Here is a 15,357-nt window from a genome sequence, read left to right as displayed (position 1 = left end):
GGGTCTGGGGCGGAGCCCCGGTTCGGGAAGGGACGCCCGCGCGCGGAGCGCGCCGATGGGCACCGCGGGGCGCACCGCGAGGCGGAGCTGCCCACGCCGGGCCGTAGAATTTCCGCGTGGCTGGGCGGATCAATGACGAGGATGTGAAGGCGGTTCGGGACGCGGTCCCGATCGACGCCGTGGTGTCCGAGTACCTCCAGCTGCGCAACGCGGGCGGCGGAAACCTCAAGGGCCTGTGCCCCTTCCACGACGAGAAGTCCCCGTCGTTCCAGGTCAGCCCCAGCAAGGGCCTCTTCCACTGCTTCGGCTGCCAGGAGGGCGGCGACACCCTCACCTTCGTGATGAAGGTCGACCACCTGACCTTCTCCGAGGCGGTGGAGCGCCTCGCGGCCAAGGCGGGCATCACCCTGCGCTACGAGGAGGGCGGGTACAACCCCTCCCACCAGCGCGGCGAGCGCATCCGCCTGGTCGAGGCGCACAAGGCGGCCGCCGAGTTCTACACGGCCCAGCTGGAGTCCCCCGAGGCGGAGATCGGCCGCAAGTTCCTCGCCGAGCGCGGCTTCGACCAGGCCGCGGCCGCGCACTTCGGCGTCGGCTACAGCCCGGCGGGCTGGGACCACCTCACCCGCTTCCTGCGCGGCAAGGGCTTCACCGACAAGGAGCTGACCCTCTCCGGCCTCTCCCAGGAGGGCAGGCGCGGCCCCATCGACCGCTTCCGGGGCCGGCTGATGTGGCCGATCCGGGACATCGGCGGCGAGGTCGTCGGCTTCGGCGCCCGCAAGCTCCGCGACGACGACAACGGCCCGAAGTACCTGAACACGCCCGAGACCCCGATCTACAAGAAGTCCCAGGTCCTGTACGGCATCGACCTCGCCAAGAAGGACATCGCCAAGGCCAGCCGCGCCGTCGTCGTCGAGGGCTACACCGACGTCATGGCCTGCCACCTCGCGGGCGTCACCACCGCCATCGCGACCTGCGGCACCGCCTTCGGCGGCGACCACATCAAGATCCTCCGCAGGCTGCTCATGGACAACGGCTCGGCGCGCGTGATCTTCACGTTCGACGGCGACGCGGCCGGGCAGAAGGCGGCCCTGCGCGCCTTCGAGGACGACCAGAAGTTCGCCGCCGAGACGTACATCGCGATCGCGCCCGACGGCATGGACCCCTGCGACCTGCGCCTCGCCAAGGGCGACTCCGCGGTCACCGACCTGGTCGAACCCCGCACGCCGCTCTTCGAGTTCGCGCTCCGCCAGATCGTCGCGCGCTACGACCTGGAGACCCCCGCGGGCCGCGCCGCCGCCCTGGACGAGGCCGCGCCCGTCGTCGCCCGCATCAAGAACAGCGGCGCGCAGCACGAGGTCGCCGTACAGCTCGCGGGCATGCTCGGCATCCTCGACACGCAGTTCGTCGTCAAGCGGGTCGCGCAGCTCGCCCGCTGGGCGCGGGACCGCGGCGGCAAGGGCCCGGCGCCGGGGCGCGGCCCCCAGACGGTCCCGCAGGCCGCGCCCGCGGTCGCCTCGGGCCCCGCCCTGAACCTCCGCAACCCCGTCTACGCCACCGAGCGCGAGCTCCTCAAGCTCGCCCTCCAGCGCCCGGACCTGGTCTCCCCGGCCTTCGACGCGTACGGCGTGGACGAGTTCACGGCCGCCCCGTACGCGGCCGTGCGCCAGGCCGTCATGGAGGCGGGGGGCGCCGAGTTCGGCGCCCAGGACCCGCAGGAGTACCTCGTGCGGGTGCGCGACGCCGCGCCCGACGACGCGGTCCGCGCCATGGTCACGGAGCTGGCCGTGGAGGCGATCATGCGCCGCACGGTCGACGAGGCGTACGCGGGGGAGCAGCTGGTCACCGTGCGGCTGCGGGCCGTCGACCGGCGCATCCGCGACGTCCAGGGCACCTTCACCCGCCTCAGCGGCGGCCACGGCGACCCCCAGCAACTCACCAACGTCCAGAACGAGTTGTGGGTCCTCCAGCAGTACGCCCGCGCCCTGCGCGAACGGGGCGCGGCGGCCCTCTGACACTCGCGGGTCTGAGGCGCCCCGCGAGGGGTAACCGACCGGTTACGGACCGGACTCAAAAAGTCACCGCACGCCCCTCGTGGCGGCCGTGTGTCGTACTCCACACTGGGTGGCGGTGCCTGAGTCCTCGGAGCGCGGCCGGACCGCAGACAGTGCCTGCGGGTCCGACGATTCCGCGGTTCCACACATCGTGTTCGGGACGGACAGCGGCGAGGCCGTCGACGCCGGTCCCGTTGTACCGCTGCCACCCGCCTCAGCAGCGATCACCCTGGAGGTCGCCCCCGTGCAGACCCAGACCCTCACCGAAACCGACACCGCGCCGGCCGTGGACGTGGAGGCGGAAGCCGACGTCATCACGACCGTGCCGCCGCAGAGCCGTGGCGCCCGGCACCCGGAGCTCGCGCCGGACGAACGCCTGGCCGACCCGCCCGGGGCCGGGGCCGCTGAGCCCGCCGAAGCCGCCGAGGCCACCGTCGAGACGATCGAGCTGCCGAGTCCGCGCGGCCGGGCGGATACCGGCGGCCCCTCGTCCGACCTGTTCCGCCAGTACCTGCGCGAGATCGGCCGCATCCCCCTGCTCACCGCCGCCGAGGAGGTCGAGCTCGCCCGCGCCGTCGAGGCCGGGCTGTTCGCCGAGGAGAAGCTGGCCGGCACCCCCGACCTGGACTCCCAGCTGGCCCTCGACCTGGACAAGCTGGTCGTCGTGGGCCGCATGGCCAAGCGCCGCCTCATCGAGGCGAACCTCCGCCTCGTGGTGTCCGTGGCGAAGCGGTACGTGGGGCGCGGCCTGACGATGCTCGACCTCGTCCAGGAGGGCAACCTGGGCCTCATCCGGGCGGTCGAGAAGTTCGACTACGCGCGCGGCTACAAGTTCTCCACGTACGCGACCTGGTGGATCCGCCAGGCCATGTCCCGGGCGCTCGCCGACCAGGCCCGCACCATCCGCGTGCCGGTGCACGTCGTCGAGCTGATCAACCGGGTGGTGCGGGTGCAGCGCCGCATGCTCCAGGAGCGCGGGTACGAGCCGACGCCCGAGGAGGTCGCCGCCCACCTCGACCTGCCGCACGAGCGCGTCAGCGAGGTGCTCCGGCTCGCGCAGGAGCCGGTGTCGCTGCACGCGCCCGTGGGCGAGGAGGACGACGTGGCGCTCGGCGACCTCATCGAGGACGGCGACGCGGCGAGCCCCGTGGAGTCGGCCGCCTTCCTGCTCCTGCGCGAGCACCTGGAGGCCGTGCTCTCCACGCTCGGCGAGCGCGAGCGCAAGGTCGTCCAGCTGCGCTACGGCCTCGCGGACGGCAGGCCCCGCACCCTGGAGGAGATAGGCCGGATCTTCGGCGTGACGCGCGAACGCATCCGCCAGATCGAGTCCAAGACCCTCAACAAGCTGCGGGACCACGCCTTCGCGGACCAGCTCCGCGGCTATCTGGACTGAGGTCAGCCGACCTCCGCCACGGCCTGCGCGAACTGCGCGGCGTACAGGCGGGAATAGGCCCCGCCCGCGGCAAGGAGCGCGTCGTGCGTGCCCTGCTCCACGATCGCCCCGTTCTCCATCACGAGGATGGTGTCGGCGTCGCGGATGGTGGAAAGCCGGTGCGCGATCACGAACGACGTGCGCCCGTGCGCGAGCCGCGCCATGGCCTTCTGGATGAGGACCTCGGTGCGGGTGTCGACCGAGCTGGTCGCCTCGTCGAGGACCAGGATCACCGGGTCGGACAGGAACGCCCGCGCGATGGTGATGAGCTGCTTCTCGCCCGCGCTGACGCCCGTGCCCTCGTCGTCGATGACCGTGTCGTACCCGTCCGGCAGGGTGCGGATGAACCGGTCGGCGTGCGCGGCCCGCGCGGCCTCCTCGATCTGCTCGCGCGTGACCTCGCCCGCGGCCCCGTACGCGATGTTGTCCGCGATGCTGCCGCCGAACAGCCAGGTGTCCTGGAGGACCATGCCGATGGCGCCGCGCAGCTCGTCCCGCGTCATCTTCGTGATGTCCGTGCCGTCCAGCGCGATGCGGCCGCCCGTGACCTCGTAGAACCGCATGAGCAGGTTCACGAGCGTGGTCTTGCCCGCGCCGGTGGGGCCGACGATGGCGACGGTGTGGCCCGGCTTCACGACGAGCGACAGGTCCTCGATCAGCGGCTTGTCCTCGGCGTAGCGGAACGACACGTGCTCCATCTCCACGCGGCCGCGCAGCTCGGCGGGGCGCTCGCCGGGGACGGGGTCGGGCCCCTGCTCCTCGGCGTCCAGGAGCTCGAAGATCCGCTCGGCGGACGCGACGCCGGACTGCACCAGGTTCGCCATCGACGCGACCTGCGTGAGCGGCATCGAGAACTGCCGCGAGTACTGGATGAAGGCCTGGACGTCACCGATCGACAGGGCACCGGAGGCGACCCGCAGACCGCCGACCACGGCCACCAGGACGTAGTTCACGTTCGACATGAAGAACAGCAGCGGCTGCATGAGCCCGCTGTTGAACTGCGCCTTGTACGACGCCTCGTACAGCGCGTCGTTGTGCGTGGCGAACGCCTTCGCCGACTCCTCCTGGCGGCCGAACACCTTCACCAGGGTGTGGCCGGTGTACATCTCCTCCACGTGCGCGTTCAGCGAGCCGGTGGACTTCCACTGCTGCACGAACTGCGGCTGCGACCGCTTGCCGACCTTCGTCGCCACGACGAACGACAGCGGCACCGTCACCAGGGCGACGAGCGCGAGCAGCGGCGAGATCCAGAACATCATGATCAGGACGCCGACGATCGTGAGCAGCGAGCTGATGAGCTGGCCCAGCGTCTGCTGGAGCGTCTGGTTGATGTTGTCGATGTCGTTCGTGGCCCGGCTGAGCACCTCGCCGCGCTGCCGCTTGTCGAAGTACGACAGCGGCAGGCGCGACATCTTCGCCTGGACGTCGCCCCGCAGCCGGAACACGGTGCGGTTGATGGCGCGGTTCCCCAGGCGCGTGCCCACGGTCATCATCAGGCCCGCGACCGCGAACACGGCCGTGGCGAGCAGCAGCACCTCGCCGACCGCGCCGAAGTCGATGCCCTGGCCCGGGGTGAAGTCGAGGCCGGTGAGCATGTCGGCCATGCCGCCCTCGCCGTGCTCGCGCAGCCGCTCGATCGCCTCGCCCTTGGACTCGCCCTCGGGCATGGTCCGCCCGACGATGCCCGCGAACACCAGGTCGGTGGCGTGCCCGAGGATCTTCGGTCCGAGCACGGACATCGCGACGCTCAGGACCACCGCGGTGAGCATCCCGTACATCGTGGCCCGCTCCGGCCGGAACTGCGCGAGCAGCCGCTTCCCCGAGCCCTTGAAGTCCATGGACCGGGAGTCGGGTCCCATCATGGGTCCACCCATGCCACCAGGGGGCATTACGCGGCCTCCGCTTCCGTCAGCTGGGAGAGGACGATCTCCCGGTACGTCTCGTTGTCAGCCATCAGCTCGTGGTGGCGGCCGGTGCCGACGACCCGGCCCTCGTCCAGGACGACGATCCGGTCGGCGTCGCGGATCGTCGACACGCGCTGCGCGACGATCACGACCGTGGCCTCGCGGGTCTCGTGCGTGAGCGCGGCCCGCAGCGCCGCGTCGGTGGCGTAGTCGAGCGCGGAGAACGAGTCGTCGAACAGATAGATCTCCGGACGCTGCACGAGCGTGCGCGCGATGGAGAGCCGCTGCCGCTGCCCGCCGGACACGTTCGTCCCGCCCTGCGCGATGGGCGCGTCGAGCCCCTCCTCCAGGGACTCCACGAAGCCCTTGGCCTGCGCCACCTCCAGGGCGTGCCACAGCTCCTCGTCGGTGGCGTCCGGGTTGCCGTACCGCAGGTTGCCGGCCACGGTCCCGGCGAACAGGTACGGCTTCTGCGGGACGAGCCCCACGGTCCGCGCGAGCAGCGCGGGCTCCACGGAGCTCACCGCCACGCCGTTGACGAGGACCTCGCCCTCGGTGACGTCCATCAGGCGCGGCACGAGGCTCAACAGCGTCGACTTGCCGCTGCCCGTGGAGCCGATCACTGCGGTCGTCTCGCCGGGCCGCGCGGTCAGCTCGATGCCCTTGAGCACCGGCTCCTCCGCGCCCGGGTAGCGGAATCCGGCGCCGCGCAGCTCCAGGTGGCCGTGGCCGCGCAGCTCGCGGACGGGCTCGGCGGGCGGCACGACGCTGGTCTCGGTGTCCAGGACCTCCTGGATGCGCTCGGCGCACACCTCGGCCCGCGGGATCATCATGAACATGAACGTGGCCATCATCACGGCCATGACGATCTGGAGCAGGTACGCGAGGAACGCGGTGAGCGCGCCGATCTCCATGGCGCCGCTGTCGATGCGGTGCGCGCCGAACCAGACGACGGCGATCGACGACAGGTTCACCACCGTCATGACGACCGGGAACATCAGCGCGAGCAGCTTGCCGCTGGCGAGCGAGACGTCGGTCAGGTCGCTGTTGGCGCCCCGGAAGCGGTCCTTCTCGTAGGGGTCGCGCACGAAGGCGCGGATCACGCGGTTGCCGGTGATCTGCTCGCGCAGCACGCGGTTCACCGTGTCGAGCCGCACCTGCATGGTGCGGAACAGCGGCCGCAGGCGGCGGACGATCAGGCTGACGCTGATGCCGAGCACCGGCACGACGGCGAGCAGCACGCCGGACAGCGGCACGTCCTGGCCGAGCGCCATGACGATGCCGCCGACGCACATGATCGGCGCCGACACCATCAGCGTGAACGCCATCAGGACGAGCGTCTGCACCTGCTGCACGTCGTTGGTGGTCCGCGTGATCAGGGTGGGCGCGCCGAACTGGCCCATCTCGCGCGCGGAGAACGACTGCACGCGGTCGAAGACGGCAGCCCGTACGTCACGGCCGAGCTCGGCGGAGGTGCGCGCGCCGTACAGGACCGCGCCGATGTTGCACACCATCTGGACCACGGTGACGGCCAGCATGACGGCGCCGAACGTCAGGATGTAGCCGGTGTCCCCCTCCACGACGCCGTTGTCGATGATGTCGGCGTTCAGGGTGGGGAGGTAGAGAGAGGCGCAGGTCTGCAGGAACTGCAGGAGCACCAGCAGGGCGATGGGCTTTTTGTACGGATCCAGGTGGGTCCGCAGAAGTCGTATGAGCACGCTCGTCTCTCGGCAGAGTCTCGGAGTTGGGACGGAGTCGGGGCGGCGGGCGAAGGGCCGCCCACCATCCTGCGCCACCGACCCCGGCCGTGTGCAACCGATTAACCCATGACCGGGTCAAAAATCAGCCCTGGTCAAGTTCTGGGCACACTGAACGCTTCATTTCCCTCACGGAACGTGGCGGAATGCCTTACTCCGGGCCGAGGGATGTGTGGGGGCATGCCAAGGCGTGCCGCGGCGCGTGTGTGTCCGGGGCGTGGGGGAGGCGCGGGGCGTGGGGCGTTCGGCGCGCGGGGTGCTCGGGGTGGGGAGCGAGGGCGCGGGGGTGTGGGGGCGGCTCAGGGCGCGAAAGCACCCGGGTGCGCCTGCTCGCGCACCGTTACGTACTGCTGGCGCACCGCCTGCCCCACCGCGAGCTCCTCGCCCGGCTCGAAGACCTGCGTGACCGCGCCCTGCCACTGCGGCAGCTGCCCGGTGAGCGCCCAGGTCGCCTGGCGCGCGGCGCCGATCGCGGCGTAGTCGGCGGGCTGGACCACCACGACCTGCGTACCGAAGAGCATCGGCGCGACGGCCCGCACGGCGGGCAGCTCGGCGGCGGACCCGAGCAGGAACACCCGCCGCACCTCCACCCCGCGCCCGCGCAGCACGTCGAGCGCGTCGCCGAGCCCGCAGAGCATGCCCTCGAAGGCCGCCCGCGCCAGGTGCTCCGGCTTCATGGACTCGCGCCGCAGCCCGGTCAGGGTGCCCGCCGCGTGCGGCAGGCTCGGCGTCTTCTCGCCCTCCAGATAGGGCAGCAGGACGAGCCCGTGGGCGCCGGGGGTCGACTTCAGGGCCAGGTCGGAGAGCGTCTCCAGGTCCGGGACGCCCAGCATCTCGGCGGTGCCGCGCAGCGCGCGCACCGCGTTCGCCGTGTGCACGACGGGCAGGTGCATGCCGGTGGCGTCGGCGAGCGAGGTGATCGTGCCGGTCGGGTCGACGAGGGCCTCGTGGTGGACGGCCATCACGGAGCCGGAGGCGCCGAGCGACACCACGGCGTCGCCCCGCATCACGCCGAGCCCGAACGCCGCCGCCATGGTCGCGCCGGTGCCCGCCGATATCAGCAGCCCCTCGGGCGTCGTCCCCGCGGCGTCGGCGGGGCCGATGACCTCGGGCAGCATCGCCTGGTGGCCGAGCGCGAGCTCGACCAGGTCCGGCCGGTACCCGCTGGTCGCCGCCGACCAGTAGCCGGTGCCGGACGCACCGCCCCGGTCCGTCGTACGCCGCGCGGGCCGCCCCAGGAGCTGCCACACCAGCCAGTCGGGGGCCTGCATGAGCAGGTTCGTGCGCAGTGCCGCCTCCGGCTCGTGCCGGGCCAGCCAGCGCAGCTTCGCGACCGGCTGCGCGGCCTGCGGGACGGAGCCCACGGCCTGCGCCCAGGCCTGGCGGCTGCCGAGCCCGTCGATGAGGTCGGCCGCGGCGACCTGGGCGCGCGGGTTGTTGCCGACGAGCGCGGGCCGCACGGTCGCGCCCTGCGCGTCGAGGGGGACGAGGGCGTGCTCCTGCGCGCAGACGCCGATCGCCTGGACGCCTTCGAGGAGCCCGCCGCCCGCCGCCTCGCCGAGGGAGAGCAGCCAGGCCTGTGGATCGACGTCGCTGGGCCGCGCGCCTTCGGGGCCCTCCAGCGGATGTGGGGCGTACCCCTGCCTGAGTACGGCGCCCGTGTCGGTGTCACAGACCACGATGCGTGTGAAATCGGGCGAGCTGTCCAACCCCGCGACTATCCCCATGCCGAGGATTCTGCCGCACCCGGGGGGATGCCCCGCACATACGTCCGGGAAGGCGGCGGCCGTGGATCCGTGAGGGCCGGGGACGCGACCCTGGCGCGGGTCCGGGCACGGCCCCGGGGGCGCCCCCGGGCATGGGTCCGCCCCGGGCGGAAAGTGCCAGCTCCGGCCCGGGGCGGCGGCGCGGCAGAGGGGAAGGACGGCGATCACGTCGCCCCTCCGCTCCGCCGGACTGCCTAGGTGTTACTGGTCCCCCAGTCGTCCTCGGCGTCGCCCTGCCCGCGCTCGCGCAGCGACCGCACCCGCTCGGCCACGGACTCGGGCATGCGGTCGCCCACCTTCTCCGAGACCGTGTGGAAGGCCTTGCCCGCGACCTCGCGTCCCTGGAGGGCGGCGGACTCGACGGTGTTGCGCACGGCGGGGTTCTGGGAGACCTCGCGGAGGGATTTCTTCAGCTGCTCGTAACGCTCGCGCCCGGCGCGCGTGCCGAGCACGTACCCCAGAGCCAGACCTGCCACGAACGTGAGCCGGTAGCGCATGACGGCCACCCTTTCCCTTGCCTCGACTGCCGACGTCGGTCGCCTGGGGATACCGATTGGCGGAGCACCCCCCTGCTTGCGCTAATGTATGTGTCGCAGCGAGCGCACGCCGCCCGGGAATCCCCAGGCAGGTGACATTGTTGCAGTGACTCCGTCACCAAGAGTCATTCCCCTGTAGCTCAATTGGCAGAGCAGCCGGCTGTTAACCGGCAGGTTACTGGTTCGAGTCCAGTCGGGGGAGCTCGGTCTCCTGTAGCTCAATTGGCAGAGCAGCCGGCTGTTAACCGGCAGGTTACTGGTTCGAGTCCAGTCGGGAGAGCTGTACGACGAGGACCCCTGAGGCACCACCCGGCGCCCAGGGGTCCTCGCGCGTGCCGGAGCCGCCCCCTGCCCCGGCCCCCAACGGCCCCTTGCCCGGGCCCTCGAGGCCCGCGCACACGAACTCGTTCCGCCCCTGGTGGAACCGCGCGGGCCGCAGCGGCATCCTCATGGTCGTGCGATGCCGACCAGCCGAAGCAGGAGATCGTATGAGCGGCTATGCTGCGGCAGACGGCGCGCACAAATGTGCGCGACGCGCCGTTAGGGGCGGTAGCTCAGCCGGTTAGAGCAGCGGACTCATAATCCGTCGGCCGTGGGTTCGAGTCCCACCCGCCCCACTGCGCGCTCTGCGCGCAAAATCGTTCTGACCTGCGGAAACGCTGGTTGGAGGGTGTTCTGTGTGAGGCGGTTGCCTCCACTCGGTGAGGCAACCGCGCGCCCTTGTGGCCCCAGCGGGCCTTCAGCCTCCTCCTGACCTGGGGATGGCGCCTGCGGGACCCGTGGTCGACGGTCCCACGGCTCCTCCCGCTGACTCCACACGCACGGAATATCCGCGCCCTCGGTCGTCCCAGGAAGCGTCCGGGATGTACGCACCTGCCCACTGGCCCTGGCCGGCGGATCGCCTCCCTGATGAAGCCGGCGGAGCGAGTCGTCACTGCTGCCTTCGGCCAGGCTGGCGTCGGCGCCGCGGGTCGTTACAGCGCATCGATCGCGCTCGCAGACGGGATGCGTCGCCAACCCGACCTGTTCCAGCGGGAAGCGATCCGCCGCCGGGGTCCCGCACGCGCAGGGACCACGAGAAGGCGCCCGACCGGTAGAGAGGCCAGACGGGATCACCCCTGCACGCGCGGGGACCACGGGTTGGCGTTGCCCTGGCGGATGATGCGGCCGGGACCACCCCCGCACGCGCGGGGACCACCCGCTCGAAGTGACGCGGCTGCATGACCTGAGCGGGACCACCCCCGCACGCGCGGGGACCACAAGGTCACGTACGGGCAGCGCATCACCAAGGCGGGACCACCCCCGCACGCGCGGGGACCACCCGCAGCAGGGAGCGGGCACGCTTGGGCACGGGGGACCACCCCCGCACGCGCGGGGACCACACCAACTCATCTGCGCCTATGGCAGTCTCGCCGGGACCACCCCCGCACGCGCGGGGACCACTCACGGCCACCGACCCGGAGGGCTACGCCCCGGGGACCACCCCCGCACGCGCGGGGACCACCTCGTGGCCGTCGCGGTCCTGTCGCTCATCCTGGGACCACCCCCGCACGCGCGGGGACCACCGGCTTCTCGGCGGCCGCGGCGGGCGCCTTCGGGGACCACCCCCGCACGCGCGGGGACCACTGAACGTGGACTCGCTGTCCCGTGAGCCCGAGCGGACCACCCCCGCACGCGCGGGGACCACAGGCCGCGACCTGGGGTTTCGTACGGGACGGTCGCTGTTTTTGCGTACTTTCATGGAGGCCGACTTACCTCCTGAAGCGGTAGGGGGCGTGGCGAATGCCTACAAAGTGGTCTTCTCTCATCTGCTACCGAAGCGCCGCCGTTTCGCTGCCTTGCTCCAACCTTGCCGTGGGGGAGTCGCAGGGCTCCCGCTGGGCGAAGGCGAGTGGGGTGCGGGACGGTTGAGGAGGGTGAGGCCTTCGTGGTCGGTGGGGTGCCAGGTGTGTTCGTGGGTGTCGAAAGTGAAGCCTTGTTCGTTGTCGGATTGGTAGGCCAGTAGGGCCCGGCCCTTGCCACGGTATTGGCGGACTTCGTCTCACAGGATGTCGCGGACTCGGGCGGAGGGAGAGCCGAGGAAGACGCCGGGGGAGATCTCCAGGAGCCAGCGGGTGAGGAATCCGCGCAGTCCGGCGGGGCAGTTGGCCAGGACGATGACGGTCACCAGATCGGCTCCTCGCCGGTCCCGTCAGCTGCCGCTGAGCGGCCGTAATTGCGACCGCCCTCGATGTGACGGTCACCGTCGGACTGCAGGGTCACCTGGTCCGTGGTCTCGTCCGGCGCCAGGCGGCTGTGAGGTTCGAGCAGGCCCTTGATGTCCGCTACGCAACGATCGAGCAGCCTCGTCGTGTTGATGCGGTCCCGCAGGGAGCGGCGTGTGCGGGAGGCGACGTCGTCGTCTCCCTGGGCTGCCGCGTCGAAGGCGGCGGGGATGCCGATTTCCGTCTTGTAGAGGTCGGCGATGTCGAGGACGAAGGAGCGCTCGTGCCCGGAGTGGACGAAGCCGAGGCCGGGTGAGCAGCCGAGGGCCACCACTACCGCGTGGGCGATGCCGTACATGCACTGCGCGGCAGCCGTGACGGCTTGATTGGGGGCGTCCCCGGCGCTGAAGTCGCCGTGGTGGTACTCGCGTCGCCGCCAGGGTACGCCGGTGCGGGCCGACTCACGGCGGTAGCACTCCTTGACCCGGCGGCCCTCCATGTTCAGCAGTTCCTGTCGGGTACGGGTCGAAGGGTCGTCCTGGGGAAAGCGCAGGTGGTACATGGCTCGTGCCACCTGGAGGCGTGAGCGGAGGTTGGCCCACGCCGTGGCCTGTGCCTCGACGAGCCTGGACGAACGGGTCAGGGCCCGTCCGCCCGCGTAGAAGCGCACCCCGCGTTCGCCGACCCAGGCGACCCCGGCACCGCATTCGCCGAGTACAGACATCGCCTGATGGGTCACGCGCGTGCCTGGGCCGAGAAGCAGGGTGCCAATGGTGGCCGAAGGGATGTGCGTCACCCCGTCCGCGTCGCTCGCGGTGATCGCGTTGTCCTCGCGGTGGATCGTGCACCGCTCCAGGTAGATGAAGGAGACACGATCACCGACTCGGCTCAGTTCGCGCGGAGTGGAGGCGCTTCGGGCGCCGACGGTACTCATGATGCCCGGACCGGAGCGAGCGTCATCAGGCCGCAGCCGTACGCTTTCGCCTTCCCCAGGCCGTGGGTGAGGGTGCGGCGGAAGACATCCAGATCGGTGATGCGAAGCCGCCCGTCGAAGGTGACACGGGTGAACTCCACGGGCTGGCTCATGAGCTTCCCGCTACCCCTGGCCTCCTGGTGGCCCGCGTCGTTCGCGTTCCGCTTGCGGAACTGCAGGGGAAGACGGTCGTGCACGATGACCTCGTGCTCATGGCCTCGCTCGGTGAGTCGGCGTTCAGCAGGGGTGCGCAGTACCTCGAACCCGGCCCGCTCCTGGCGTTGGAGCAGCCAGTTGATCTGGTGTGCGGGGGTGACGTGTGCGGCGCGTTTCGTGCGTGACCTCGGGGCGTCTTCTGGTTTGCGGATGTTGTGGACGGGGTTCGCGGTGAGACGGAAACTCCAGATGTCGCCGACTGCGAGGGCGTTGAGGAACTCTCCGTACGCGAACGTGCTCCACCCCTGCTCTTCCAGGGCGGGCCAGCCCGCCTGTTCGACGAGGTGCGTCAGGTCGGGCCGGGTGGGGCTGACGATGAACAGGTCGGTCCGCCCGCCCGCCGCCGGGTCGGTCCGCCACAGCACGCGTGGCCCTTGGCCATCACGCGACGGGAGTTCGGGGAAGGACATGTTGATGGCGCCGTGGAGCAGGTGAGGTGACCCGAGGAGCCGACGGGCCTGCGGGCGTCCGGTGTTGATGCGGAAGCGGGTCAGGTACATCAGAAAGTCCTTGGAGGGGGTGGAGCGGTCGGCCCGGCGGTGTCGAGGCGGCGGAGGCCGATGGTCGGGTCGTGCGCGGAGGGCGCGTCGACGTGGCCGGTGAGGACGCCGCGCAGGGCGTACTGCCGGTGGCGTGGGTCGTAGCTCACCGGGGAGTCCCGCATCGACAGGTGCGGGGTCTCGCCAGGCGGGCAGTCCACGAGCAGATCCAGCGGATCGGGATCGGATGGATTCTCGCCGCGCTTCGCTGCCTGCCGCACGTACCAGTGGGAGGCCTGCAAGGGAGCGCCCCGCAGGGCCTCCTCCAAGGTGACGCCCCGCTGCGGCAGCCCCATGTCGAGTGGGCGGGACGGCGGGCAGGAGCGGCGGCCAAGGTAGGGAAGGAAGTGCGGGGCGAGCACCGCCTCGTGTAGGCGGTGCAGCAGGTCCTCATCCCCCTCGACCCCGGCGACGAAGACGGCGTCGCTGAGGTAGAACCGCTCGGACAGCGGCATGGCCTTGCCGGAGTCGGCGTGGTGCGCAGTATGGAAGTCCCGCAGCCTGGAGCCGGGTTGGTCGATCCGCACGCCGAACCGCAGCGCCACCAGATCGGAGAGGTCCGCATCGCGCGGACGCCCCTCGGCGGCTGCAAGCAGACCGAGCACGCCGCTCTTGGTGGGTGCGTTCTCGGTGCTGCGGCGGGCGAAGCGGGCTGCCGACCCCCACGACTGCATGGGGCCGGCGAGCCGTAGCAGCAGCACCGTCATGCCCCGGACCCCACCCGCCGCGCCACCGCCGCCGTCACGTCCCGCAGCAGCACATCGAGCGTGACGCCCGCGCCGAGCGGTGCCAGCGTCTGCGTGTCCTGACCAATCCGGAACACCCAGCTGTGCTCGTCGGAGTCGATGCCGTACTGGCGCTCCAAGTCCGGGACGTACTCCGCGAGGCGGGCACAGCTCTCGCGCAGGTAGCCGCCGCCAACCCCTTGCGGCACCGGCTCCTCGAAAGCCCCGACGAAGCTGACCGGGCGGCGGTCGCGGAGCTTGACGATGACGGCGGCGGGCAGGGTGTGGTTGCCGAAGGTGTTGATCTTCCCGGTGGGCAGGGAGGTGATGAACGCCTCCAAGAACGCGCTGACGGCCTTCTCCACTGGAGCGCTCGGTGATTCTTCTTCCTTGAGCCCAGCCCCGAGGTTGCGCTGCAACTCGTCCACGTCGACGGCCGCGTAGCGGTAGAGCGTGGCGGAGTTGAAGTCGACGGTTCCGATCATCCCGGCGCCGGACTCGTCGTCCGGGCTCAGGTCGTCCACGGCCGTGTAGTAGTCGGATTCGATCTCCGACTTGTGCACGCCGATGGCGTGGGCCACCTGGACGGCCGCTTCGACATTGAGGTCCGCGGAGTCCGCGACCATCCGTCCGAACAAGGCGATGTCCACCGAGTGCCGGGTGTCCACGGCCAGCTTGGCCTGTGCCTTGTTCTCCTTGACTTTGAGGTGCTCCTTGAGCACTTTCACATCGCCGTCGGGCCCGCTGCCCGCCACCACGAACGCGGCCAGGGCGTCCAGTTGCGTTCTGCTGAGGAACATCAGATACGGGGCTTCCGGTGCTGCGGAGGCGTCCTCACCGTTCTTCGGCTTGCGCTTCGGCGGCTCGATCTTGGAACCCGTGGCCGCTTCGAGGACCGCGGCCGCCAGCTGTACGGCCGGTTCCTTCAGGGAGGGGTCCTTGTCGGTGATCCGCTGGGCCAGTGCCTGGGTGACCTTCTTCGTCCGGACGCCGAGTGCGTCGGCGGGCAGCAGGTCGTCGAAGGCCTTTCGTGTGGCGCGCTTCCATGCCTGGCTGGAGACGCGGGCCCGCCGCACTCCGCCGAAAATGGCTGACTTGGGCGTCCCGGTGTCGTCGCGGTTGAGGTTGCTCGGCGGGACGGTCTGCAGGATGTGGATATCGAGGATGGTCCGGGGCACGGTTATTCCGTTCTTCTCGGATCGACCTGCGGCGTTCGGCCCGCGCGCAGGTGGGGCCAGGGGGCGTGTTGTG

11 protein-coding genes, 3 tRNA genes, 1 pseudogene and 1 CRISPR repeat array are annotated in these 15,357 nt (G+C 71.0%); of the genes and pseudogenes, 5 read left to right on the top strand and 10 right to left on the bottom strand.

Annotated features, from left to right (window positions below):
• Nucleotides 1-116: 116 nt before the first annotated feature.
• Nucleotides 117-2,015, top strand: coding sequence for a DNA primase (gene dnaG / locus MQV74_RS14695; protein WP_242717794.1), 1,899 nt, complete (start codon nt 117-119; stop codon nt 2,013-2,015).
• Nucleotides 2,016-2,130: 115 nt separating this feature from the next.
• Nucleotides 2,131-3,447, top strand: a complete 1,317-nt coding sequence (locus MQV74_RS14690; protein WP_242717792.1) for an RNA polymerase sigma factor — start codon at nt 2,131-2,133, stop codon at nt 3,445-3,447.
• A 2-nt stretch (nt 3,448-3,449) separates the two neighbouring features.
• Here the strand turns inward: MQV74_RS14690 and MQV74_RS14685 are convergent, their stop codons facing one another.
• The 4 genes from MQV74_RS14685 to MQV74_RS14670 all read right to left on the bottom strand — a co-directional run bounded on the left by MQV74_RS14685 (nt 3,450) and on the right by MQV74_RS14670 (nt 9,410).
• Nucleotides 3,450-5,348, bottom strand: coding sequence for an ABC transporter ATP-binding protein (locus tag MQV74_RS14685; protein WP_242717790.1), 1,899 nt, complete (start codon nt 5,346-5,348; stop codon nt 3,450-3,452).
• A gap of 26 nt (nt 5,349-5,374) precedes the next feature.
• Nucleotides 5,375-7,108, bottom strand: a complete 1,734-nt coding sequence (locus tag MQV74_RS14680) for an ABC transporter ATP-binding protein (RefSeq protein WP_242717788.1) — start codon at nt 7,106-7,108, stop codon at nt 5,375-5,377.
• A 338-nt stretch (nt 7,109-7,446) separates the two neighbouring features.
• Entirely contained in the window at nt 7,447-8,874 is a 1,428-nt protein-coding gene (locus MQV74_RS14675; protein ID WP_242717779.1) for an FGGY family carbohydrate kinase, read from the bottom strand.
• 233 nt (nt 8,875-9,107) lie between these two features.
• A complete protein-coding gene (locus tag MQV74_RS14670) occupies nt 9,108-9,410 on the bottom strand; it encodes a YtxH domain-containing protein (RefSeq protein WP_242717777.1) in 303 nt (100 codons plus the stop codon).
• A 168-nt stretch (nt 9,411-9,578) separates the two neighbouring features.
• Between MQV74_RS14670 and MQV74_RS14665 the strand changes: the two genes are divergently transcribed.
• Nucleotides 9,579-9,651, top strand: a tRNA-Asn gene (locus MQV74_RS14665).
• Between the two features lie 5 nt (nt 9,652-9,656).
• Nucleotides 9,657-9,729 (top strand) — tRNA-Asn (locus MQV74_RS14660).
• On the opposite strand, the gene MQV74_RS14655 is transcribed toward MQV74_RS14660, so the two are convergent.
• Nucleotides 9,703-9,900: a hypothetical protein gene (locus MQV74_RS14655; protein ID WP_242717774.1), complete on the bottom strand. Its 198-nt coding sequence runs from the start codon at nt 9,898-9,900 to the stop codon at nt 9,703-9,705. The two genes, MQV74_RS14660 and MQV74_RS14655, sit on opposite strands and share 27 nt — an antisense overlap.
• A gap of 92 nt (nt 9,901-9,992) precedes the next feature.
• Between MQV74_RS14655 and MQV74_RS14650 the strand changes: the two genes are divergently transcribed.
• Nucleotides 9,993-10,066, top strand: a tRNA-Ile gene (locus MQV74_RS14650).
• Nucleotides 10,067-10,557: 491 nt separating this feature from the next.
• Nucleotides 10,558-11,136: a CRISPR direct-repeat array (repeat unit 29 nt; unit sequence GGGACCACCCCCGCACGCGCGGGGACCAC).
• Between the two features lie 117 nt (nt 11,137-11,253).
• Here the strand turns inward: MQV74_RS14650 and cas2e are convergent.
• From cas2e to cas7e, 5 genes and pseudogenes are all read right to left on the bottom strand, one after another.
• A pseudogene (gene cas2e / locus MQV74_RS14645) lies at nt 11,254-11,616 on the bottom strand (type I-E CRISPR-associated endoribonuclease Cas2e).
• On the bottom strand, nt 11,613-12,587 hold the full coding sequence (gene cas1e / locus MQV74_RS14640) for a type I-E CRISPR-associated endonuclease Cas1e (protein WP_242717772.1): 975 nt from the start codon (nt 12,585-12,587) through the stop codon (nt 11,613-11,615). The pseudogene cas2e and the gene cas1e overlap by 4 nt, the downstream one beginning before the upstream one ends.
• Complete coding sequence (gene cas6e / locus MQV74_RS14635; RefSeq protein ID WP_242717770.1) at nt 12,584-13,342, bottom strand: type I-E CRISPR-associated protein Cas6/Cse3/CasE; 759 nt, start codon at nt 13,340-13,342, stop codon at nt 12,584-12,586. The genes cas1e and cas6e overlap by 4 nt, the downstream gene beginning before the upstream one ends.
• On the bottom strand, nt 13,342-14,088 hold the full coding sequence (cas5e, locus tag MQV74_RS14630; RefSeq protein ID WP_242717768.1) for a type I-E CRISPR-associated protein Cas5/CasD: 747 nt from the start codon (nt 14,086-14,088) through the stop codon (nt 13,342-13,344). The genes cas6e and cas5e overlap by 1 nt, the downstream gene beginning before the upstream one ends.
• Nucleotides 14,085-15,284 (bottom strand): type I-E CRISPR-associated protein Cas7/Cse4/CasC, encoded by a 1,200-nt coding sequence (cas7e, locus tag MQV74_RS14625; protein ID WP_242717766.1) that lies wholly within the window; start codon nt 15,282-15,284, stop codon nt 14,085-14,087. Before cas7e ends, cas5e begins: the two co-directional genes overlap by 4 nt.
• Nucleotides 15,285-15,357: the final 73 nt, after the last annotated feature.

It is taken from the genome of Streptomyces sp. AN091965 (assembly GCF_022698285.1).
Classification (GTDB): domain Bacteria; phylum Actinomycetota; class Actinomycetes; order Streptomycetales; family Streptomycetaceae; genus Streptomyces.
Note: the sequence above shows the minus strand (reverse complement) of the source record. Positions and strands in the feature narration are given on the sequence as shown.

Coding starts and splice junctions, on each gene's coding strand:
- cas6e (WP_242717770.1), bottom strand. CDS start 13,342: ATGTACCTGACCCGCTTCCGCATCAACACCGGACGCCCGCAGGCCCGT.
- MQV74_RS14670 (WP_242717777.1), bottom strand. CDS start 9,410: ATGCGCTACCGGCTCACGTTCGTGGCAGGTCTGGCTCTGGGGTACGTG.
- cas1e (WP_242717772.1), bottom strand. CDS start 12,587: ATGAGTACCGTCGGCGCCCGAAGCGCCTCCACTCCGCGCGAACTGAGC.
- cas5e (WP_242717768.1), bottom strand. CDS start 14,088: ATGACGGTGCTGCTGCTACGGCTCGCCGGCCCCATGCAGTCGTGGGGG.
- MQV74_RS14685 (WP_242717790.1), bottom strand. CDS start 5,348: ATGATGGGACCCGACTCCCGGTCCATGGACTTCAAGGGCTCGGGGAAG.
- MQV74_RS14675 (WP_242717779.1), bottom strand. CDS start 8,874: ATGGGGATAGTCGCGGGGTTGGACAGCTCGCCCGATTTCACACGCATC.
- MQV74_RS14655 (WP_242717774.1), bottom strand. CDS start 9,900: ATGAGGATGCCGCTGCGGCCCGCGCGGTTCCACCAGGGGCGGAACGAG.